This is a genomic window from Thermus caldilimi (genome assembly GCF_004684245.1).
In the GTDB taxonomy this organism is placed as follows: domain Bacteria; phylum Deinococcota; class Deinococci; order Deinococcales; family Thermaceae; genus Thermus; species Thermus caldilimi.
Genome location: NZ_CP038452.1, coordinates 1,356,894 through 1,376,521, shown reverse-complemented (window position 1 = coordinate 1,376,521; position 19,628 = coordinate 1,356,894). Strand labels below are relative to the sequence as shown.

Here is a 19,628-nt window from a genome sequence, read left to right as displayed (position 1 = left end):
TAACCAAAGGCCGCGCCGCGGGGTTCCACCGTGGCTTGGGCCGTGGCGGGGCGCTTAGGGGGAGCGGGCGGGACGGCGGGGCCTAGGGGCTTCCCGGAGAAGGAGCCTGCCAAGCTCGGGGGCAAACCGGATGAGGAGGGCCCCCAAAGGGATGGAAAGGAGCACCAACAGCACCGCCACCTGGGCCACCAGGGGGTAGCCCTGGGCCTGGGCCAAGGCACCCAGGACCAGGTTGAACTCCCCTCGAGGCACCAGGTAAAGGGCGCTGTAGAGCCGGCGTTTGCGGGAAAGCCCCACTCGGGTACCCCCCGCATGGTTTAGGGGAAGCTTCACAAGGAGCCCGAGAAGGGCTAGCCCCAGAACGCCAGGCGTCACACCTTGGAAAAGACTCAAGGCCTTGGCTCCCACCACCAGGAAGAAAAGGGCCACGCCCAGATCTCGCACGGAGCCGAAGAGGTGCTCTAGCCTTTCTCGAAGGCCCAAGGCGGCGGCGATGACTCCGGCAAGAAACGCCCCCACACCTTCCGAAGCCCCGATGGCGTGGAAAAGCAGGGCGGTCCCGGTGGTGAAGGTGGCCCCAAGGAGGAGGATGAGCTCATCAGATAGCCCTTCCATCCAGGAGACCAGCTTGGGACCGACGAAGCGGGCGAAGAGCAGGTAGGCCAGGGCTAAGGCCACCCCTCCCAGAAAGCCCACGGGGCCGTGTCCCCCCAGGAGGGCCAGGAGGATGGCCACCACCAGGTCTTCAAGGACTAAAACTCCAAGGACCACCTCGCTTTCCGGATTGGCCGCTCGCCGCAGGTCGATGATTAGCTTGACGATCACCGCACTGGAGCTCACGTAAATGACCCCGGCCAAGAGGGCGGCGCCCCGAAGGTCCAGCCCGGCGAGGAGCCCCAGGAGAAACCCCAGGGGCAGGGCGAGGGCGTCGTACAGGCCCGCCTGGATCGCCTTGCCCGATAACCCCTTGAGCCGGTCGGGACCGAACTCCAGCCCCACGGAGAAGAGGAGGAGGAGAAGCCCCAAGGAGGGGAGGGGTTCCAGCTCTTCCACGGGCAGCCCTTGTCCCACCAGGAGGCCGGTGAGGAGGTAGACGGGTAGAGGAGGGAAACCGAAGCGGTGGACCAGGAGGGCTCCCAGGGCCAAAAGCCCTGCGGCCAGGGTAAAGGCCTCCACAGAAGGGTGCATCAGAGGGTCCTCTTAAGGGCTTCCACCGCTTCGCGGCTTCCCGCCACCACCAAGGTGTCTCCCACCTCCAGCACCACCTCGGGCGGGGGGTTGGGAATCATGGGCGCCCCAGGCCGGTCCACGGCCAGGAGATGGGCCCCAGGGGGTAGGGCAAGCTCTCCCGCCCGCTTGCCCACCAGCTTGGAGCCGGGCAGGACCTTGATCCACTCGATGACCTTCTCGCCCAGTTTGCTTTGGGTGTCCCCCACCGCCTCGGGGTGGAAAAGCACCCCCGCCAGGATGGCCCCCAGCTCCCGGGCCTCCTCATCGGTGAGGTCCAAGGCCATGGTGGGCTCCTCTTCCTCCCCCGCCTCAAAGTACTGAAGTTCCCGTTTCCCCGAGTGGTGGACCACGATGACGATCCGGTCGCCGCTTTGCACCGTGATGGTATACTTCCGCCCCACGCCGGGAAGCACCGCTTCCTCCACCCTCATGCGCGCCTCCCAGGAGGAAACCGCACCGCCAGGGTGCGCCCGGCCACCAGGGCCAGGATGCCCAGGGTCCAGAAGAAGAGATCCAGACCAGAAAGCTTCTCCGCAAAGAGGAGAAGGAGAAGCTCCCGCAGGCTCAGGGCCACCCCGATCTCCAGGAGGACCTCGAGGCGCACCCTTTCGAACTCAAAGTACTCCACGAAGACCCGCACCAGCTCCAGGACGATGACCAGGCTGAGGACGTTGGTTACCAGTTCCTTAAGGCCCAGGCGCACCGTGGGCTCGGTAAGGGTGAGGCCCAGCTCCAGGAAGGTGCGCCCCACCCCCACGAAGAGCCCCACCAGGAGGGCCACCACCACTAGGTTGAAGACCAAGCGGGTAGCCCGGCGGTATAGGGAAAGAAGCAGGTCCTGGCTCATGCCTAGAGAAGAAGGTTAAAGACCCGCTCAGCACGCTCGTGGTGTTCGGTTTGCGGATTCTTAAGCCTGGGGTCCAGTTCCTTGAGCACCCGGGCGTAGGCCACCACCAGAGCCCCGGCCACCTCGGGGAGCAGCTGGCGCACGTCCTCGGAGATCTCCAGGTCCAAAGGGGGCAAAGAGGCCAGGGCGTCCAGCACGGGCTTGAGCTCCAGAAGGGTGTCCATGGTCCGGAACTCCTTTAGGGTTTCCTGAAGCCCCTTGGTCAGGGGCAGGTCAGGCTCAAGGATGATGTCCCGGCCGTTGTACTTGGCATGGCGCTCCGCTACCACCAGAAGGTCGTAGATTTTGTTCCTGAGGAAATCGGAAAGGCGTTTGAGGTCGTTCTTGTCCACGTCCAGCCCCGCCGCCAGGCGGAAGAGCTTTTCAAACTCGGCTGTTTTCATCAACATACTCGCTCACCTCTTTGTTCCAAGTTCCAAGATAAAGATTGACATCAATCGTGTCAAGACACCTGATAAAAGAGCCACCAACCCGAGGCGGGGAGCCTGGGGTTGGTGGGGGACTTAGCTCTCTTGCACGGGGATCTTCACGGGGGGTTCGGGCGGGCGCTTCTCCCGGGGGATCCTTATCTCCAGCACGCCCTTGTGGAGCTTGGCCTCGAGGCCTTCCCTCTTGGCGTCCTTGGGGAGGAGGTAAGCGCGGTAGATACGCCCGTAGACGATCTCCGAGAGGTGTTTGGTGCGCTTTTCCTCCTTTTTCTCCCCCTCCACCACCAGCTGGTCCCCCTCGAGGCGCACCTCCAGGTTCTCCGGGCCCAGGCCCGGCACTTCCACCCGCAACAGGTAGTGGTCCTCGTGCTCGGAAAGTTCCGAGAGGGGCTCCAGGGTTCCCCCCTCTTCCTTAAAAACCTTCTCGAGGGCTTCCTCAAAAGCCTTGCGCACCCGATTCCGACCGAAGGGCCAAAGCTTCTCCAGCATCCTGACCTCCTTTTAGGGTATAGGGCCCCGCCCAAAGGCGGGGCCCTACGGCCTTAGCGCACGTTCCCGGTTTCCAGCTTCCTTGCCCTCAGGTCCAGGAGGCTGTACTCCCCCTCGGAGAGGTCGCCCGGCACCACCACCCAGCTTGCCCCCAGCATCTCGTGCTTCTGGCCCCTGCCTGCGGTGATCACCAGGAGGGGGTTATGGGTCTTGATGAGGTGGGCCACCTCGTGGGAGCCTCCCTCCCCCAGGCCCTTGTGGTGGGGGTTGGTGTGGAAGAGGAAGATCTTGGGGTAGTCCTTAAGGTCCCAAAGGGCTTTCAAGTGGTACTCCGCTACCCAGGCGGGGTAGTGCAGGGCTTCATGCTCCTCGGGCTCGCCGTCATCGGTGATCTCCCCGCCTATCCCGGCCACCAGGTAAGGCCCTTTCCAGAAGGTGAAGGTTTCGTGGACATTGCGCATATCGGGTCGCACCAGCTCGATGTTGGCGGCCTCCCGGAGGTATTCCCAGATGGGGGCGTCCTGGGGCCCGGGGATGTAGGCGGTGGGCAGATGGGCCTCGGAAAGGATGCGGAAGAAGGCGGCGTAGTCGCGGCTTTTCGCCGTCTTGGGCATGAGGTTGCCCACCAGGGCCAAGGCGTCTGCCCCCGTTTCCGGAGCCAGCTTCACCAGCTTCTCCAGGGCCTCGAGGTCGCCCATGGGGTTGGAAGTGGCCAGGATGTACCGCGTGGTCCGCCGCATACCTCACCCCCTTATTCCACCTGCACCTGGATCCTCTTGGGCCTACTTTCCTCGGCCTTGGGCACCAGAAGGTGGAGCACCCCGTGGCGGAAGCGGGCCTGCACCCGGGAGAGGGCAAAGGTGCTGGGCACGTTGAAGCTGCGGGCGAAGGTGCCGTAGGAGCCTTCCAGGCGGTGGTACACCACGCCCTCCTTCTTCTCAAAAGGACGTTCGGCTTTCACCGAGAGCACCCCTTCCTCCGCCACCACTTCCACCCGCTCCGGTTCCACCCCAGGCAGGTAGACCAGGATGTGGAGCCCCTCCGCGTCCTCCATCACGTCCACCGGGGGGGCGAAGACCCGAGGCCCCTGTTGCGGGGCGGCACCGAAGGCCCGCGCCAAACGCTCCTGCAACTCCTCCAGCTCCCTAAAAGGATCAAACCGCACCATTCTCCTCACCTCCTCTCACCACCTCAGGAGCGCGGCCATGCCCCCGCGCTCCAGAAGTTCTTTCTCCGCTTCCCCCCGCACGAACTCCAGCTTGGCGGCATACCCTGCGGCCAGCTCGGGCAGGACCACGGCCAGGGGCTTGGCCTCGGGGTTTTGGCACTGGGCCAGGGCCCGGGCCTCATCGGGGAAGAGGATCCCGTCGCAGGCGTAGGCGGTCTGGTCCAGGTGCCAGGGAAGCACCCAGAGTTCCACCCGTCCCTCCTGCACCCTCTCCAGCGCCTCGGGGCCGAAGACCGCTTTGGGGTAGGCTTCCTCCAGCTTCTCGAGAAGCTCCACCTCTCCCTTGCGTTCTATCTCCTCCAGGACAGGCTCCAGCCGCTTGAGCACCTCGCCAGGGCTGGCCCCGGGGTGGGGCAGGGAGGGAAGCAGGGCCACCAGCTTTTCCTTGAGGCGCTTGGGCAGGTAGCCCAGGAAAAGCTTGGTGTGCTCCTCGGGGCCCATGAGGACCAGGCGGGTGAAGCCCCTTTCCTGGGTCAACTTCTCCAGCTCGTGGGCCAGGTTCTTGTAGAAGCGCTCCTCCCAGGCAGCCAGGCGCTTGGCGAAGAGGTCCTGTCCCGCCCCGCCCCGGGAGATACCCGCCAGGTTGAAGCGGCGCCCTGGGGCGTCCAGGGAAAGCCGCCGCCAGGCCTCGGTATCCAGAGCGAGGAAAGCATCCCCCACTTCCTGAATCTCGCCCAGGAAGATTTCAAACACCCGCCAGCGCTCCTGGTCTAAGTAAACCACGCCATAGCGCTCGTACTCGTCCAGGGCGTAGATGAGGGGGAGGGGGAAGGGTTCGCCGTAGTGGGCTAAGGCCCCGTCCGTGAGGAAGCGGCTTTCCTTTTCCCCCAAGAAGGTGGTCTTGAGGCTGGAGACCAAGGGCAGTTCCACCTGGAGCAAGAGGGTTTCAAAGAGCTTGTCCTTGGCGAAGAAGACGGCGGTCTTGGCCTCCAGAACCTGGTTTTTCAACACTTCCAGGACCTTATCCTGCAGGTCCTGGGGCACCCCCAGGGCCTTCATGGCGTCCTTGGCCCTCAGGGCGTAGGCCCTGCCGGCGTTTTCCGGCTTGGCGGGGTTGATGTCCAGGTAGAGGGAGAGGATCGGCCCCTCTGCGATAGCCAGGGTTTCCTTGATGCGCCGGATTTCTTCCTTTCCGATCATAGGCCACCTCCTAAAAGGGCCACGGCTTTGCGCACGGCTTCTTGGTTGAGCCTTTCCTCCTGGCCCAGCCGGGTGAAGAGACGCTCCAGTTCGGGGTCAGGGAAGGTGCTCTCCAGGTAGTAGCTTCGGTCAAACCCCTCCTCGGAAAGGAGGCGGAGCAGCGCTTCCCAGCCCTCTTCCTCCGCCTTGGGGGTAGGGGGAAGGGAGGCCCCGAGGCGGCGGAGGGCCTCGGCGATGGTCTCGGCGTGGCCCCGCTCCCTACGGGCCACCTCCAGGAGGAGGGCCCGGATGTGGGGGTAGGGGACCCTTTCCGCCGCCCGCTCCGCCCGCAGGGCATCCAGAAGCTCATCCTGGTAGGCCTTTTGCAGGACTTCCACCACGCTCATGCCGCCTCCTTTCTCAGGCCTCTACCCGCTCGGGGGTGCGGAAGATCAGCCCCGTGGGGCCAGCGTCCACCACCACGGCATCCCCCTCCTTGACCTCCCCGGCCAGGATCTTCACCGCCAGAGGAGTTTCCAGCTCCCGGGAGATCACCCGCTTCAGGGGCCTAGCCCCGAAGACCGGGTCATAGCCCCGCTCGGCCAGGTAGTCCTTGGCGGCCTCGGTGAGGGTAAGGGTGATACGCTTTTCCGCCAAGCGGGCCCTGAGGCTTTGGAGCTGGATCTCCACGATCTCCCGCAGCTGCTCCCGGGTGAGGGGCCTAAAGACCACGATCTCGTCCAGACGGTTCAGGAACTCGGGGCGGAAGTGCCGTTGCAACACGGTGAAGACCTCCTCCCGGATGCGCTCGTAGGGCCAGCCCTTCTGGATGCCCTCGAGGATCAGGGGGCTTCCCAGGTTGGAGGTGAGGATGATCACCGTGTTGCGGAAGTCCACGGTGCGCCCGTGGGAGTCGGTGAGGCGGCCGTCGTCCAGGATCTGCAGGAGGAGGTTGAAGACGTCGGGGTGGGCCTTCTCGATCTCGTCGAAGAGGATGACCGTGTAGGGCCGCCGCCTCACCGCCTCGGTGAGCTGCCCACCTTCCTCGTAGCCCACGTAGCCGGGCGGGGCCCCGATGAGGCGGGAGACGGCGTGCTTCTCCATGTACTCCGTCATGTCGATGCGCACCATGGCCTCCTCGGTGTCGAAGAGGGTGGCGGCCAGGGTCTTGGCCAGCTCGGTCTTACCTACCCCCGTGGGGCCCAGGAAGAGGAAGCTTCCGATGGGGCGGTTCGGGTCCTTGAGGCCCGCCCGGGCCCGGCGAATGGCGTTGGCCACGGCCCGGATGGCCTCCTCCTGCCCCACCACCCGCTTGTGGAGCTCGTCCTCAAGCCGTAAGAGCTTCTCCCTTTCCCCTTCCAGGAGCTTGGAGACGGGGATCCCCGTCCAGCGGGAGACGATCTCGGCGATGTCCTCCTCGGTTACCTCCAGGCGCACGAAGCGGGCGTTTTTGAGCCTTTCGGAGAGGGCCTCCACCTCGGCCTCGAGGCGGGGAAGCTCCCCGTAGCGGAGCTCCGCGGCCCGGTTCAGGTCGTACTGGCGTTCGGCCAGCTCGATCTGCCGCCTTACCTCGTCCAGGCGGTGCTGGGCCTCGCGGAGCCGCTTCAGGACCTCCCGCTCTGCCTCCCACTCCCTTTTGAGCTTTTCGATCTCCTGGGTGAGGGTAGCGATCTCCCCTTCGATGGCCTTCAGGCGCTCCAGGGAGTCCGGGTCCTTCTCCTTCTTGAGGGCCTCACGCTCAATCTCCAGCTGGAGCTTTTTGCGCTCCAGGGTATCGATCTCCTCAGGGGCACTTTCCAGGGCCATGCGCAGGCGGGCCGCCGCCTCATCGATGAGGTCGATGGCCTTGTCGGGGAGGCGCCTTTCCGTGATGTAGCGGTGGGAGAGGACTGCCGCCGCCACGATGGCCGGGTCGGAGATACGCACCCCGTGGTGCACCTCGTACTTCTCCTTGATGCCCCGCAGGATGGAGATGGTGTCCTCCACGCTGGGCTCGTCCACGTAGACGGGCTGGAAGCGCCTTTCCAAGGCAGGGTCCTTCTCGATCTCCCGGTACTCGTCCAGGGTGGTGGCCCCGATGAGCCTTAGCTCCCCCCGGGCCAGGGCGGGCTTCAGCATGTTGCCCGCATCCACCGCACCTTCGGCTTTACCCGCACCCACCACGGTGTGGAGCTCGTCGATGAAGAGGATGATCTCCCCTTGGCTTCCCACCACCTCCCCGATCACCGCCTTCAGGCGCTCCTCAAACTCCCCCCGGTACTTGGCTCCGGCCAGCAGGGAGCCCATCTGCAAGGAGATGAGGCGCTTGCCCTTCAACCCCTCCGGCACGTCCCCCTTGACGATGCGTTGGGCCAGGCCCTCCACGATGGCGGTTTTGCCCACCCCCGGCTCGCCGATGAGCACGGGGTTGTTCTTGGTGCGGCGGAGGAGGATCTGGATGGTGCGCCTTATCTCCTCGTCGCGGCCGATGACCGGGTCCAGCTTGCCCTCGGCGGCGAGCCGGGTCAGGTCGATGCCGTACTGCTCCAGGGCGTTGTAGGTGCTTTCCGCGTGTTCCGTCTGCACGGTCTTACCTCCTCTTAGTTCTTGCAGGGCCTTCTTCAAGGCTTCCAGCCCTGGGAGGCCGGGGGTGGCCTCCGCCAGGGCCAGGACCAGGGTGTCCAGGGCCACGAAGCGGTCTTTGAGCTCCTCCATGAGGGCCTCGGCCCGGCCAAAGGCTCCGGAGAGCCGGGGGGTCAGGTATTGCCCGCCCTCCGCCCCCTCCACCCGGGGCAGGCGGGCCAGCTCCTTCTCTTGGCTCTCTTTCAGGGCTTTGGGATCGGCCCCAGCCTTTCCCAAAAGCCTCCAGGCCAGGCCGGAGGGATCCCGCAGGAGCACCGCCCAAAGGTGGGGCAGGTCGATGGCTTGGTGCCGCATCTGCCGGGCCAGGACCTGCGCCTGGGCCAGGGTTTCGCGGGCGGCTTGCGTCCAGCGTTCCAGGTTCATACCCCTTGCCTCCAGCTAACTCAAGCATATCGCTTGATAAAGCTAATGTCAAGATAGTTGTAAATGAGCTCTGGGAGGTAGGGAAAGGGGGAACGCGCGGATCGAGAGGGAGGAAGCGCTTTAGCCCTATTGTAGGGGGAAGGGAAGAGTAAGGATGTCCCGGATCAGCGGCGCTCCAGGATCTCCACCACCAGGGCGGCCCCGATGAGGTTGGCCCCCAGGTCGCGGCGGATGCGCTCCGCTTTGGCCATGCGCAAGAGGTCCTCTTCCCGGAAGTACCAGGTGCCCGCCGCCTCCAAAGGCTCCACGAAGCCGATCTCCACGTAGGCCCGCACCGCGCCCAAGGAGAGGCCGTAGGCCGACAGGGCCTCGAGGGAGAGCCACTCGCTACGCGCGAGCATGGTGCACCTCCGCTAGCTTCCGCCAAAGGGCTTCCTCCTCCGGGGAGAGATGCTCGGGGATGACGATGCGCACCTCCAGGTAGAGGTCGCCCCGGCCCCCGGGCCCGGGGAAGCCCTTGCCCTTGAGCCTAAGCTTCCTTCCCGCCTGGGTCTTAGGGGGGATGGTGACCTCCACCGGGCCCTCCAGGGTGGGGGCCCGCACCTTGCCCCCCACCACGGCGATGGGCGCAGGCACGTCCAAGGTGGCGTAGAGGTCCTGGCCCTCCAGGCGGAACACGGGATGGGGGAGAAGCCGCACGGTAAGGAGAAGGTCCCCCGGCGGCTCCCCAGGGCCCCCCATGCCGGGAAGGCGCAGGACGCTTCCCTCCTGGATCCCAGGGGGGATCTTCACGGAAACCCGCCTTCCCCCCACCTCCAGCACCTTTTCCCCACCCCGGAAGGCTTCTTCCAGGGTGAGGGCTATTTCCGCCCGGAGGTCGCGGCCTTTGCGGGACCGGGTCCTGCGGCCCATACCCCCGAAGAGCCCTCCGCCGAAAAGCTCCTGGAAGAAGTCGGAAAAGTCCTCCACCTCAAACCCGGAGAAGTCGTACCCCCCAGGGGGCGGAGGTGGGGGCGGGGTGGTGGTGCCGTAGGCGTCGTAGAGCTTGCGCTTTTCCGGGTCGGAGAGGACGGCGTAGGCCTCGTTGATCTCCTTGAACCTCTCCTCCGCCTCGGGGCTTTTGTTGACGTCGGGGTGGTACTGGCGAGCCAGGCGCTTGTAGGCCCGCTTGATCTCCTCCTGCGTGGCGTTCCTCGGTACCCCCAGGATGGCGTAGTAGTCCTTCATGGCCTACTCCATGCCCTCGTCCTCAGGGTTTTTCTCCTCTCCCACCGCCACCCGGGCCGGGCGCACCAGGGCCTCGCCCAGGCGGAAGCCCCGCTGGAAAACCCGGGCCACCTTGCCGGGCTCTCCAGGGAGGAGGCCGATGGCCTCGTGGTAGCGGGGGTCAAAGGCCTCCCCTTCCCCGGGTACCTCCTCGATCCCAAGCCCCGCCAGGATGCGGAAGAAGCCCTCCCGCACCGCTTTAACCCCTCTGAGGATGCTCTCTGGATTGGCCTCGGCGAACTCTAAGGCCCGCTCCAGGTCGTCCAGGACGGGGAGAAGGGCCCTGACCGCCCTGAGGATCCCTTCCCGCTCCCTAAGCTTAAGTTCCTCCTCCATGCGCTTGCGGTAGTTGTCAAAGTCGGCAAGGAGGCGCACATACCGGTCCTTCAGGGCTCGGAGCTCTTCCTCCAGGGACAGGAGGCGTTGTTCCAGGGCCATGGCCTCCTCGCCCACCGCCTTAAGGTCTTGCTCCACCTGGGCGGCCTGCTCCTGTTGGGTTTCCTCACGTTCCTTCTCCATGCTTCCTCCAAAGGGGGTAAGGGGAAGCCCCTGCCCCGGCAGGGGCCAGGGCAGGGGGGCTTTAGTCGGCGGGCTTGTAGTCGGCGTCGATCACGTCGTCAGGGCCACGGCTGGATGCCCCAGTGGTCCCGGCGGTGGCGGCCTTCTCGTAGGCCTCCACTGCCTTAAGAAGCTCCTCCGTGGCGGCCTTCAGCTCGGGGTCGGAGGCATCCTTCTCCGAAAGCTCCTTGGCCTTGGCGATGGCCGCCTCCAGATGGGAGCGCGCCTCGGGGCTGCCTTGCTTCTCCTGAAGCACCCTTTCCGCCTGCACGCGGGCCGAGTCCAAGGTGTTCTTGAGCTCGGCGTGCTCCTTGCGGCGGCGGTCCTCCTCCGCGTGGCGCTGGGCTTCCTGGATCATGCGCTGGATTTCTTCCTCGGAGAGGGTGGTGGTGTTCTGGATGGTGATGGAGGCCTCCTTGCCGGTGGACTTCTCCTTGGCGGTCACGTGGAGGATGCCGTTGGCGTCGATGTCGAAGCAGACCTCGATCTGGGGGACTCCAGCGGGCATAGGGGGGATGCCCTCGAGGCGGAAGCGGCCCAGGCTCTTGTTGTCCTGGGCCATGGGGCGTTCCCCCTGGAGGACGTGGATCTCCACCGCGGTCTGGTTGTGCTCGGCGGTGGTGAAGATCTCGCACTTGCGGGTGGGGATGGTGGTGTTCCTGGGGATGAGCACGGTCATCACCCCACCTTTGGTCTCCACCCCCAGGGAGAGGGGGGTGACGTCCAAGAGGACCACGTCCCGCACCTCGCCCATCAGCACCCCGGCCTGGATGGCGGCTCCCATGGCCACCACCTCGTCGGGGTTCACGGAGCGGTTAGGCTCCTTGCCCAAAAGCTCCTTCACCACCCGCTGTACCGCGGGAACCCGGGTGGCCCCGCCCACCAGGATGACCTCGTCGATCTGGCTCGGGGAGAGCCCCGCGTCCTTCAGGGCCTGCTCCACAGGCGCGCGGAGGCGCTTCAGAAGGGGCTCGATCAGCTCTTCAAACTTGGCCCGGGTGAGCCGCTTCTCCAGGTGCAAGGGGGTTTTGCTGGCGGGGTCCAGGGCGATGAAGGGGAGGCTGATGGTGGTTTCCAAGGTGCTGGAAAGCTCGATCTTGGCCTTTTCCGCCGCCTCGATGAGGCGCTGGAGGGCCTGGCGGTCCGCCTTGAGGTCCACCCCGTACTCCCGCTTGAACTCCTCGGCCAGCCAGTTCACGATGGCGTGGTCCATGTCGCTGCCGCCCAGGTGGGTGTCCCCGGAGGTGGACTTCACCTCAAAGACCCCTTCGCCGATCTCCAGCACCGTCACGTCAAAGGTGCCGCCCCCCAGGTCGAAGACCAAGACGGTCTCGTTCCCCTTCTTGTCCAGGCCGTAGGCCAAGGCGGCCGCGGTGGGCTCGTTGATGATGCGCAGGACCTCGAGGCCCGCAATCCGCCCGGCGTTGGCCGTGGCCTCCCGCTGGGCGTTGTTGAAGTAGGCGGGCACGGTGATCACCGCCTTGGTGATCCTTTCCCCGAGCTTCTTGGAGGCGTCCTCCACCAGCTTGCGGAGGACCATGGCGCTGATCTCCTCGGGGGTGTAGAGCTTGCCCTTGATCTCCACCCGCACCCCGCCATCGGGCCCGGGGACCACCTTGTAGGGGACCCGCTTGGCCTCCTCCTGGACCTCCTCCCAGCGGCGGCCGATAAACCGCTTGATCTCAAAGACGGTGCCCTCGGGGTTCAGGACCGCCTGGCGCTTGGCCATGCGGCCCACCAGGGTTTCGCCATCCCGGAAGGCCACCACGCTGGGGGTGGTGCGTTCCCCCTCGGCGTTTTCCAGAACCACGGGCTTGCCGCCCTCCATGACGGCGATCACGCTGTTGGTGGTGCCCAAGTCAATGCCCACTGCCTTAGCCATAGCTACACCTCTCGTTTCAAGCATAGACCATGCCACATGGATAAGTCAAGAGACTTGAGCATGCTTATATCATGGTGCTTTGGGCTACCCGGATTTCCCCGGGGGCGTGTACCCTAAAAGAAGACATGTCCCGGCTTCCCTTGAACTTTTTGGTCTTCGTGTTGGGCCTGCTCCTTTTGGCCTGGGCCTTCAGCCTGGCGGGCACGGCGGGGAACCCTGGGGGTGGAGTGAACTACACCACCTTCCTGGAGGACCTGCAGGCGGGGCGGGTGAAGGAGGTGGTGGTGCGGGCCGGGGATACCCGCATCCAGGGCACCCTCACCGATGGCTCCACCTTCACCACCTACGCCGCCAGCCCCCCGGACAACCAGACCCTCGAGGCCTGGATGCGCAAGGGGGTCAACGTGCGGGTGGAGCCCCCCCAGGGCCAAAGCCCTTTGGGCTTCCTGTGGCCCCTTCTCCTGGTGGGCCTTTTGGTGGGCGCCCTCTTCTACTTCTCCCGCAATGGGCGCACTGGGCCCTCGGACTCCGCCTTCAGCTTTACCAAGAGCCGGGCCAAGGTGCTTACCGAAGCCCCCAAGGTCACCTTCAAGGACGTGGCCGGGGCGGAAGAGGCCAAGGAGGAGCTCAAGGAGATCGTGGAGTTCCTCAAAAACCCCGCCCGCTTCCACGAGATGGGGGCCAGGATTCCCAAGGGGGTCCTTCTGGTGGGCCCCCCTGGGGTGGGGAAGACCCACATCGCCCGGGCGGTGGCCGGGGAGGCCAAGGTGCCCTTCATCACCGCAAGCGGTTCCGACTTCGTGGAGATGTTCGTGGGGGTGGGGGCGGCCAGGGTCAGGGACCTCTTTGAAACCGCCAAGCGCCACGCCCCCTGCATCGTCTTCATCGACGAGATCGACGCCGTGGGCCGCAAGCGCGGGGCAGGTGTTGGGGGCGGCAACGACGAACGGGAGCAGACCCTGAACCAGCTCCTGGTGGAGATGGACGGGTTTGAAAAGGACTCTACCATCATCGTCATGGCCGCCACCAACCGGCCCGATGTCCTGGACCCGGCCCTCCTGCGCCCGGGGCGCTTTGACCGCCAGGTGGCCATCGATGCCCCTGACGTGAGGGGTAGGGAGCAGATCCTCCGCATCCACGCCCGGGGTAAGCCCCTGGCGGAGGATGTGGACCTGGCCCTTCTGGCCAAGCGTACCCCGGGCTTCGTGGGTGCGGACCTGGAGAACCTCTTGAACGAGGCGGCCCTCCTGGCGGCCCGGGAAGGCCGGAAGAAGATCACCATGAAGGACCTGGAGGAGGCCGCCGACCGGGTGATGATGGGGCCGGCCAAGAAGAGCCTGGTCCTCACTCCCCGCGACCGCAAGATCACCGCCTACCATGAGGCGGGGCATGCCCTGGCCGCCCACTTCCTGGAGCACGCCGACGGGGTGCACAAGGTGACCATCGTGCCCCGGGGACGGGCTTTGGGCTTCATGATGCCCAGGCGGGAGGATATGCTCCACTGGAGCCGAAACCGCCTCCTGGACCAGATCGCCGTGGCCCTGGCCGGGCGGGTGGCAGAGGAGCTCATCTTTGAGGACGTGACCACGGGGGCAGAAAACGACTTCCGCCAGGCCACGGAGCTGGCCCGGCGCATGATCACCGAGTGGGGCATGCACCCCGAGTTTGGCCCCGTGGCCTACGCCGTGCGAGAGGACACCTACCTGGGCGGGTACGACGTGCGCCAGTACTCCGAGGAAACCGCTAAGCGCATCGACGAGGCGGTACGCCGCCTCATCGAGGAGCAGTACCAGCGGGTGAAGAATCTCCTTCAGGAGAAGCGGGAGATCCTAGAGCGGGTGGCGGAGACCCTCCTGGAGCGGGAAACCCTCACCGCCGAGGAGTTCCAAAAGGTGGTGGAGGGCCTGCCCCTGGAGGAGGAGGAAAGCACCCCTCAGGAGCGCCCGGAAAAGGAAACCCCCCGGGTGGTGCCCAAGGTCAAACCCGGAGGAGCCCTGGGCGGAGCTTGATACCATCCCGCCTTGGCGAAAGCCAAGGTGAGGGCCCCGGAAAATCCTTGCCCGCGTGGTGTTCTGGGACACCTACGGGCACGGCATAGGGGTAGGAGGCGGAATAAACCCGGGGAGCTTTAGCCCCCCGGGGGAAGGGAATACCTTACTTCTTGACCTTTTCCTTGAGGGCCTTGCCCGGCTTGAAGGCAGGATACTGGGTGGCGGGGATCTTGATCTTCTCCTTGGTGCCGGGCTTCACGCCGGTGCGGGCCTTGCGCTTGCGCACCTCAAAGGTGCCGAAGCCGGTGAGCTGGACCTTGTTCCCCCAGAGAGGGCCTCTTCCACCTTGGAGAGGAACGCATCCACCGCTGCCTTCACGTCCTTCTTCTTGAGGCCCGTGGTGGCAGCCACCTGATCCACCAGATCCGCTTTGGTGACCGTTTTCTTTGTTGCCATTCTTCACCTCCTTCCTCTTTTCCCTTCCGCAAGGACTATAGCACGCCTGAATGCAACCACGCAATACTCCGACCTATTTGTATACCTGTGTATAGCAATGTGTGATAACGGAAGTATTGGCTCTAGCGGTACTGGGGTGGCAGGAGTTCCCGTACCCGGGCCTCTATCTCCTGGGTCAGGCTTTCCAGCTCCTGGTGGGTAAAGCGGGAGAGCCTCGGAACTGGTATAGGTTTGCCGTAGATCACCCGGATGGGCCTGCGCAGGCGGAAGAGCTTTCGGCCCACGGGCCAAGCCTCTTCCGTGCCCACCACGGCCACGGGTACCACCGGGCTTCCGGTGCGCAGGGCGATGGCCGCCACTCCGGTTTTGAAGGGCTGGAGCCTGCCTGTGCGGCTTCGGGTGCCTTCCGGGAAGATGCCGAAGGCCATGCCCCGTTCCAGGGCCCGGATGGCGCCCTTGATGGCGGAAAGGTCGCTTTGCCCCCGCTCCACGGGGATGGCGTAGAGCCGGGGCAAAAGCCAGGAGAGGAAGGGTAGGCGGAAGACGTCGGCCCGGGCCAGGAAACTCACGGGACGGCGCACCCCAGCTCCGATGGCGATGGGGTCCAGGATGGAGAGGTGGTTGCTGACCAGGATGACGGGGCCCTCTTGCGGAACGTTTTCCGCTCCCTCCACCCGGTAGCCGAAAAGGAGGTGCAGGAGAAACCGGGCCAGGTACCAGGCGGCCCGGTAGACGGGATTCGGCCGGTGTGCCTCCACGGGTTCCAGTTTACGGGTCCAGCCTGCGGAGGGCCTTGCCCGCCTCGAGGTGGGCCAGGCGCAAGGGTTCCGGTAGGCGGAAGCGGGTGGGAAGGTGCTTCACGAAGGCCAAGGCTTCCTCCAGGCCCACCCTGTGCCCTGGGGAGATGAAAAGGGGCTTGACCCCCTTTCGGCTGCGGTAGGCGTAGCCCAGGGGGCGGCCTTCCGGGGAGAGAAGCCTTACCGCACCTCCCGCTTCCAGGGGCAAGGGAGCCTCGAGGTGGCCGTAGAGCAAACCCTTGGCCACCCCGATGCTAGGGAGGTCCAGGTGTACCCCCAGGTGGCTGGCGATGCCCAGGCCTCGGGGATGGGCGATGCCCTGGCCATCCACCAAAAGGGCCTCGGGTGGCTCGGGAAGCGCCTGTAGAGCCTGGAGATAGGCAGGAGCCTCGCGGAAGGAGAGGAAGCCGGGGATGTAGGGGAAGAGGGCTTCCTCGGGCACCACCCCTACCCCCAGGGCCAGGGGGCCCCTTTCCAGGTGATAGAGCACCGCCACGGCTACCAGGGGCTTCCCCCTTTTATGGGAAGCGTCCAGGGCAGCAATGCGCTTCACTCCCTCCAGGCTCCCCTCCAGGACCACCCGCTGGGCCAGGGCCTTTTGCAGGGCAAGGGCCGCCTCGAGGCTTCCCGGTTTGGGAAAGGGGGGCGTCTCCACAAAACTCCCAGGGTCAGGTGGCCTCCCGGAGGCGCTCCAGCACCTCCAGGTCGGAGGGATCTACCCCGTAGAGGAGGGCCAGGTAGTAGGCGGTCCAGGCCAACCGGTACCAGAGGGCCAGGGCCTGGGCCAGGCGGCTTCCCGTGGGGGCGGGCACCTCGGCGATGGCGTCCACCCGGGTTTCCAGGATTTCCTTGGCGAGCCTCACCGCCTCCCCCTCCCCTAGGAGGACGGCGGCCAGGGGGTCTCCCTGCTCGTGGCGGGCTTCGAGGCCCGTGAGGAAAAACTCCAGGGCGCTATGGGGTGGGGTGAGGGTCAGGCTTTTCCCGATGCGGGCGAAAAGGCTTTGCGCCGCTTCCTCCAAGGGACGGTAAAAGGGAGCGTAGAGGAGGGGGATCCGCTCCACCAGGGTGTAGGCCAGGAACTTGGCGGGGTTCTCCTCGAGGGGGATTTCCGGGGTGAGGCGTTTTCGTTCCTCCAGCAAAGCCCTATCCACCTCTGAGAGGGCTTCCTCCTGTCCCGTGGCCAGAAGGAGGAAGCGCAGGTAGCGGTAAGGGTTCAGGGGGCTAGGGGACAGGTAGACCTCAACCCCGGGGCGGAGGCCCACCTTGACCACCTGCACCCGCTCCGTTTCCGCCAGAAGGGAAAGGGCAGCGGCCTCTCCCAGGTCGTACCCTCCCTCCAGCACGAACAGGGTTCCCTCCTCCGTCCAGTCGGGAAGGCCGGACAGCCGGGCGGCGAAGTGGCCCTCCCCATAGCCCAAGGCGGCGTGGGGTGTGGGGTAGGACCGGGTGGGCACGGGTCCCGAGCCCACCAGATCGCGAAGCTCCAGGGCCAGGCCCCGGCGGTCCGAGAGATAGGTTTCCTCGCGGTCCAGGTCGCGCATACCCCTTATGCTAACCCTCGTGAGGCTTTTCCGTCCCAATCCGGTACCGCGTCCCTGGGGGGGAGGTGCCCTGGGCTTCGGCCCTGGGGTGGGGGAGGTATGGCTTTCGGAAGAGCCCCTCCTGGTGAAGATCCTGGACCCAGCGGAATGGCTTTCCGTGCAGGTTCACCCACCCCATGCCTATGCCCTAGAGAAGGAAGGGAGGCCCGGCAAATACGAGGCCTGGTACGTGCTTACCCCGGGGGAGGTGATTTACGGCTTTTCCCGGAGGGTGGGCCCCGAGGAGCTTAGGGATGCTGTGGCCAGCGGGAACCTGGACCCTATCCTGAACCGGATTCCCGTGGCCCCGGGCCAGGTGCTCTACCTGCCCGCCGGGGTGGTGCATGCCTTGGGCCCGGGGGTGAGGGTCTACGAGGTGCAGACGCCCTCGGACCTCACCTACCGGCTTTACGATTACGGCCGCCCCCGGGAGCTACATCTGGACAAGGCCCTCGAGGTGGCCATTCTGGAGCCCATCCCGTTACCCCCAGTCCGGCCCGAGCCGGTGGAAGGGGGAGAGTGCCTCCTCAAGACGCCCTATTTCCACCTCTATCGCTATCCCTTGCGGGGGGTCCTTCATCTTAAGCCCCAGGCTCCCCTTCTCCTCACCCTCCTGCAGGGCGAAGCCCAGGTGGAGGGTACTTCCTTGGCACCCCCGGCCACCTTCCTTCTGGAGCCGGGGGAAGGGGTCCGGGTGAAAGGGGAGGGGTTTTTCCTCGGGGCGAGCCCTACAGGGTCCTGAAAAGGGCTTCCACCCTGGGGGAGGGTTTTTCCCCAAGCTCCGCCCAAAGCCTTTTTCGGTAGTGTTCCAAGAGCTTTCGGGCCCGGGCCCGTTGCCCCTGGGATAGGCAGGATTCCACCAGGGGGATGAGGGCTTCCTCGTCCAGGGGGTCCAGCTCCAAGAGGCGCTCCAGAAAGCGGGGTTCCCTCCTCTTTAGGAAAAGGTTCCGCACCCGGTGGAAGACCTCCTCCCGCTTGCGGTCCAGATGAGGGTGGTCCAGGCCGGGGAACAGGGGTTCCTGGTAAAGGCGAAGGACCTCTTCCGCATCCTCCTGCACAAGGACTTCTTCCAGAGCCTCCAGGTCGGAGGTCACCCGTACCAACCCCTCCTCCCCCAGGTAGGTGGGAACCCCCCAGGGCTCCAGGAGCTTCCGCAGGCGGGCTAGCCAAACGTACAGGTTGTTCAGGGCCGCCGCCTCGGGTATGTCCGGCCAAAGGGCGAAGGCCACCTCCTCCCGGGGAAGGCGGAGGAGCAAAAGGGCGAAGACCTCCTTGGCCTTGCCCCTTAGCTCCACGGGCCCCAAGGGGTTTTCCACATGGAAGCGCCCCACCACCTGGACCTTCAAAGGGGGTATCTCTGGAAGCCTCAGGGCGATGGCCTCCTTCCAGCCCAGGCGCAAGAGGTCCAAGAGGGGGTAGGCCCGGGAAAGCTCGGGCCGCTTCCTAGGCAGGCTTTCCAGGGGAAGGAGGCCGGGGAGGATGCCCTCCTTGGCGTCGGTTAGGGCGAGGAGGGCTTCCAGATCCCCCTCTTTCCGCAAGAGGCGGTAGCGGGCGGCATGCCAGAAAAGCCTTTCCTCCCGGCTTTCGGGGTAGGGGGGAAGGAGGCCTGGGTCTTTTTGCAGGAGGGCCCGGGTGAGGCTTGGGAAAAAGCCGGAAAGCCCCTCAAGAGGGGCCGGATCCCCTTTCAACCCAGCCAAAAGGGCCCGTCCTTTTTCCACCAGGTTTTGCGTTTCCCAAAGCTCTGCTTGGACCACGAGCCGACCAAGGGCCTCGGCATCCCCTTCCAGGTGGGCAAGGAGCATCTTGGCCTCGAGGGAAGCCAAGGGGCTTCCGGGGGCTTGGGCGGCCTTTTCCAGGTAGGTGCGGGCCTTTTCCCTTTGCCCCAGGAGAAGGTGGAGCCACCCCAGGTCCCGGAGGTGCCCCGGGATGTTCTGGGGCATGTGCTCCTCCATGAGCCTTAAGGCTCCCTCCAGGGCCTGGATCCTCTCCCCAAGGCGACCCTGAAGCTCAAAGCGAAGCAGGGCCAGGTTGGAAAGGGGGGCGATGCGGTAGGGGCTTTCCGGGGGAGGTACCTGAGGGCTTCCTCCAGGAGGCGGGCGGCCTCCTCCGGCTTGCCCTCGGCGAAGGGCACCCGGGCCACGTCGTTCAGGAAGCGGCCAGCCAGCTCCGGCTTCACCCTTGGAACCAGCTCCAGACCCTTTTCCAGGTAGGTGCGGGCCCGGGAAAGATCCTTCCCCAAAAGGGTTTCGGAAAAGTAGTAGGCCAGGTGCCCTAAGGCGGTGAGGGCAAGGGGCGGGTCCTTGTCCGCCTGGGATTCCGCCAGTTTTTCCAGAAGGGATAGCCCCTCCTTCCTTCCGCACTGGGCCAGGGCCTCCCCGAGCCGCAGATGGGCCCTGGGGCCCCCGCGGCGCAGGAGGTTTTCCCACTCCAAAAGCCTTTCTGCGGGGATGGAAAGGGTGACGGGGCGCTCCAGCAGGTCCAAAAGTTCCCCCTCGAGGCCCGCTTCCCAGTAAGCCTCGGCCAGAGGAAGAGGGGGAAGGCGGGTGGCGCTTTGGCGTACGGCCTCCTGCACTTCCTTGCGCAGGCTACGCTTGGCCATCTCCTTCAGGAGGGGATGAAGGGCGTAGCCCTCAGATAAGCTCAAAACTTGCACTTATCCACCCCCCGCATACCCATGCGCCAGGGGACCACTTGAAAAGGGCCGCCGGGTTC

21 protein-coding genes and 1 pseudogene are annotated in these 19,628 nt (G+C 65.5%); 2 read left to right on the top strand and 20 right to left on the bottom strand.

Features of this window, described 5'->3' with window-relative positions; translation table 11 throughout:
• Window positions 1–54 precede the first annotated feature (54 nt).
• The 14 genes from EBI04_RS07090 to dnaK all read right to left on the bottom strand — a co-directional run bounded on the left by EBI04_RS07090 (window position 55) and on the right by dnaK (window position 12,092).
• Window positions 55–1,188, bottom strand: coding sequence for a cation:proton antiporter (locus tag EBI04_RS07090; protein WP_135256874.1), 1,134 nt, complete (start codon window positions 1,186–1,188; stop codon window positions 55–57).
• Window positions 1,188–1,661 carry a cation:proton antiporter regulatory subunit gene (locus EBI04_RS07085; protein WP_135256873.1) on the bottom strand — a complete coding sequence of 158 codons (474 nt, stop codon included), beginning with the start codon at window positions 1,659–1,661 and terminating at the stop codon, window positions 1,188–1,190. The genes EBI04_RS07090 and EBI04_RS07085 overlap by 1 nt, the downstream gene beginning before the upstream one ends.
• A complete protein-coding gene (locus tag EBI04_RS07080; RefSeq protein ID WP_135256872.1) occupies window positions 1,658–2,077 on the bottom strand; it encodes a phosphate-starvation-inducible PsiE family protein in 420 nt (139 codons plus the stop codon). Before EBI04_RS07080 ends, EBI04_RS07085 begins: the two co-directional genes overlap by 4 nt.
• A 2-nt stretch (window positions 2,078–2,079) precedes the next feature.
• A complete protein-coding gene (locus EBI04_RS07075) occupies window positions 2,080–2,526 on the bottom strand; it encodes a DUF1931 family protein (RefSeq protein ID WP_135256871.1) in 447 nt (148 codons plus the stop codon).
• Between the two features lie 114 nt (window positions 2,527–2,640).
• Window positions 2,641–3,054, bottom strand: coding sequence for an Hsp20/alpha crystallin family protein (locus EBI04_RS07070; protein ID WP_135256870.1), 414 nt, complete (start codon window positions 3,052–3,054; stop codon window positions 2,641–2,643).
• 53 nt (window positions 3,055–3,107) lie between these two features.
• On the bottom strand, window positions 3,108–3,794 hold the full coding sequence (locus EBI04_RS07065; protein WP_135256869.1) for a metallophosphoesterase family protein: 687 nt from the start codon (window positions 3,792–3,794) through the stop codon (window positions 3,108–3,110).
• An 11-nt stretch (window positions 3,795–3,805) separates the two neighbouring features.
• Window positions 3,806–4,222 carry an Hsp20/alpha crystallin family protein gene (locus tag EBI04_RS07060; RefSeq protein WP_135257904.1) on the bottom strand — a complete coding sequence of 139 codons (417 nt, stop codon included), beginning with the start codon at window positions 4,220–4,222 and terminating at the stop codon, window positions 3,806–3,808.
• 15 nt (window positions 4,223–4,237) lie between these two features.
• Complete coding sequence (locus EBI04_RS07055) at window positions 4,238–5,422, bottom strand: VLRF1 family aeRF1-type release factor (RefSeq protein WP_135256868.1); 1,185 nt, start codon at window positions 5,420–5,422, stop codon at window positions 4,238–4,240.
• On the bottom strand, window positions 5,419–5,808 hold the full coding sequence (locus EBI04_RS07050; protein WP_135256867.1) for a ferritin-like domain-containing protein: 390 nt from the start codon (window positions 5,806–5,808) through the stop codon (window positions 5,419–5,421). The genes EBI04_RS07055 and EBI04_RS07050 overlap by 4 nt, the downstream gene beginning before the upstream one ends.
• A gap of 13 nt (window positions 5,809–5,821) precedes the next feature.
• A complete protein-coding gene (gene clpB, locus EBI04_RS07045; protein WP_135256866.1) occupies window positions 5,822–8,386 on the bottom strand; it encodes an ATP-dependent chaperone ClpB in 2,565 nt (854 codons plus the stop codon).
• A 164-nt stretch (window positions 8,387–8,550) separates the two neighbouring features.
• Window positions 8,551–8,787, bottom strand: a complete 237-nt coding sequence (locus EBI04_RS07040; protein ID WP_135256865.1) for a chaperone modulator CbpM — start codon at window positions 8,785–8,787, stop codon at window positions 8,551–8,553.
• On the bottom strand, window positions 8,774–9,613 hold the full coding sequence (locus EBI04_RS07035) for a DnaJ C-terminal domain-containing protein (protein ID WP_135256864.1): 840 nt from the start codon (window positions 9,611–9,613) through the stop codon (window positions 8,774–8,776). Before EBI04_RS07035 ends, EBI04_RS07040 begins: the two co-directional genes overlap by 14 nt.
• A gap of 3 nt (window positions 9,614–9,616) precedes the next feature.
• Window positions 9,617–10,171: a nucleotide exchange factor GrpE gene (locus tag EBI04_RS07030; RefSeq protein WP_135256863.1), complete on the bottom strand. Its 555-nt coding sequence runs from the start codon at window positions 10,169–10,171 to the stop codon at window positions 9,617–9,619.
• A 61-nt stretch (window positions 10,172–10,232) separates the two neighbouring features.
• Window positions 10,233–12,092, bottom strand: coding sequence for a molecular chaperone DnaK (gene dnaK, locus EBI04_RS07025; protein ID WP_135256862.1), 1,860 nt, complete (start codon window positions 12,090–12,092; stop codon window positions 10,233–10,235).
• Window positions 12,093–12,217: 125 nt separating this feature from the next.
• Here dnaK and ftsH point away from each other — a divergent pair, with 125 nt between their 5' ends.
• Window positions 12,218–14,101 carry an ATP-dependent zinc metalloprotease FtsH gene (gene ftsH / locus EBI04_RS07020; RefSeq protein ID WP_135256861.1) on the top strand — a complete coding sequence of 628 codons (1,884 nt, stop codon included), beginning with the start codon at window positions 12,218–12,220 and terminating at the stop codon, window positions 14,099–14,101.
• Window positions 14,102–14,246: 145 nt separating this feature from the next.
• On the opposite strand, the pseudogene EBI04_RS07015 reads toward ftsH, so the two are convergent.
• The 4 genes and pseudogenes from EBI04_RS07015 to EBI04_RS07000 all read right to left on the bottom strand — a co-directional run bounded on the left by EBI04_RS07015 (window position 14,247) and on the right by EBI04_RS07000 (window position 16,877).
• Window positions 14,247–14,539 (bottom strand): annotated as a pseudogene (locus EBI04_RS07015) (HU family DNA-binding protein).
• 122 nt (window positions 14,540–14,661) lie between these two features.
• Complete coding sequence (locus EBI04_RS07010) at window positions 14,662–15,297, bottom strand: lysophospholipid acyltransferase family protein (RefSeq protein ID WP_135256860.1); 636 nt, start codon at window positions 15,295–15,297, stop codon at window positions 14,662–14,664.
• Window positions 15,298–15,307: 10 nt separating this feature from the next.
• Window positions 15,308–15,991, bottom strand: a complete 684-nt coding sequence (locus EBI04_RS07005; protein ID WP_135256859.1) for an endonuclease V — start codon at window positions 15,989–15,991, stop codon at window positions 15,308–15,310.
• A gap of 13 nt (window positions 15,992–16,004) precedes the next feature.
• Window positions 16,005–16,877: an SIS domain-containing protein gene (locus EBI04_RS07000; protein ID WP_135256858.1), complete on the bottom strand. Its 873-nt coding sequence runs from the start codon at window positions 16,875–16,877 to the stop codon at window positions 16,005–16,007.
• 7 nt (window positions 16,878–16,884) lie between these two features.
• On the opposite strand from EBI04_RS07000, the gene EBI04_RS06995 reads away from it, so the two are divergent.
• A complete protein-coding gene (locus EBI04_RS06995) occupies window positions 16,885–17,658 on the top strand; it encodes a class I mannose-6-phosphate isomerase (RefSeq protein ID WP_135256857.1) in 774 nt (257 codons plus the stop codon).
• Here the strand turns inward: EBI04_RS06995 and EBI04_RS13890 are convergent.
• Both EBI04_RS13890 and EBI04_RS13885 read right to left on the bottom strand, forming a co-directional pair.
• Window positions 17,645–18,868, bottom strand: coding sequence for an AfsR/SARP family transcriptional regulator (locus EBI04_RS13890; RefSeq protein WP_308418057.1), 1,224 nt, complete (start codon window positions 18,866–18,868; stop codon window positions 17,645–17,647). The genes EBI04_RS06995 and EBI04_RS13890 overlap by 14 nt on opposite strands.
• Window positions 18,869–18,873: 5 nt before the next feature.
• Entirely contained in the window at window positions 18,874–19,515 is a 642-nt protein-coding gene (locus EBI04_RS13885) for a hypothetical protein (protein ID WP_308418056.1), read from the bottom strand.
• Between the last annotated feature and the right edge of the window lie 113 nt (window positions 19,516–19,628).